The organism is Streptomyces sp. AC627_RSS907, from assembly GCF_019049165.1.
In genome coordinates, this window is sequence record NZ_JAGMUE010001058.1 from 1 (window position 1) to 873 (window position 873).

At 68.8% G+C, this 873-nt stretch carries 1 protein-coding gene; it reads left to right on the forward strand.

Annotation, left to right across the window (positions count from 1 at the left end; all coding sequences use genetic code 11):
• Positions 1 to 873: ribonuclease J (locus tag KUM32_RS40240; protein WP_217146653.1), on the forward strand; the 873-nt coding region annotated here is incomplete at both ends.

Below are 873 nucleotides of genomic sequence, written 5' to 3' on the forward strand. Positions count from 1 at the left end.
CGAGTACGGACGCCGCGTGGCCTTCGTCGGCCGCTCCATGGTCCGCAACATGGGTATCGCCCGTGACCTGGGCTATCTCCGCGTGCCGCCGGGCCTCGTGGTGGACGTACGCACCCTGGACGACCTGCCGGAGCACGAGATCGTGCTCGTGTGCACGGGCTCGCAGGGCGAACCGATGGCCGCGCTGTCCCGGATGGCCAACCGCGACCACCAGATCCGTATCGTGCAGGGCGACACCGTCATCCTCGCCTCGTCGCTGATCCCCGGCAACGAGAACGCGGTGTACCGGGTGATCAACGGGCTCACCCGATGGGGCGCCAACGTCGTCCACAAGGGCAACGCCAAGGTGCACGTCTCGGGCCACGCCTCGGCTGGCGAGCTGCTGTACTTCTACAACATCTGCAAGCCTCGCAACCTGATGCCGGTCCACGGCGAATGGCGCCACCTGCGGGCCAACGCCGAACTCGGCGCGCTGACCGGCGTGCCCAAGGACCGGGTGGTCATCGCCGAGGACGGCGTGGTGGTCGACCTGGTCGACGGCGTCGCCAGAATCTCCGGCAAGGTGCAGGCGGGATACGTGTACGTGGACGGCCTCTCGGTAGGCGACGTCACGGAGTCCTCCCTCAAGGACCGCCGCATCCTCGGAGACGAGGGCATCATCTCCGTCTTCGTGGTGGTGGACAGCACGACGGGCAAGATCGTCGGCGGCCCGCACATCCAGGGCCGCGGCACCGGCATCGACGACGCGGCCTTCGTGGCGGTGACCCCGAAGATCGAGGACTCGCTGGCCAAGGCCGCGGCCGACGGCGTCGGCGAGCCCCACCAGCTCCAGCAACTGTTGCGCCGCGCGATCGGCAAGTGGGTCTCCGAGAG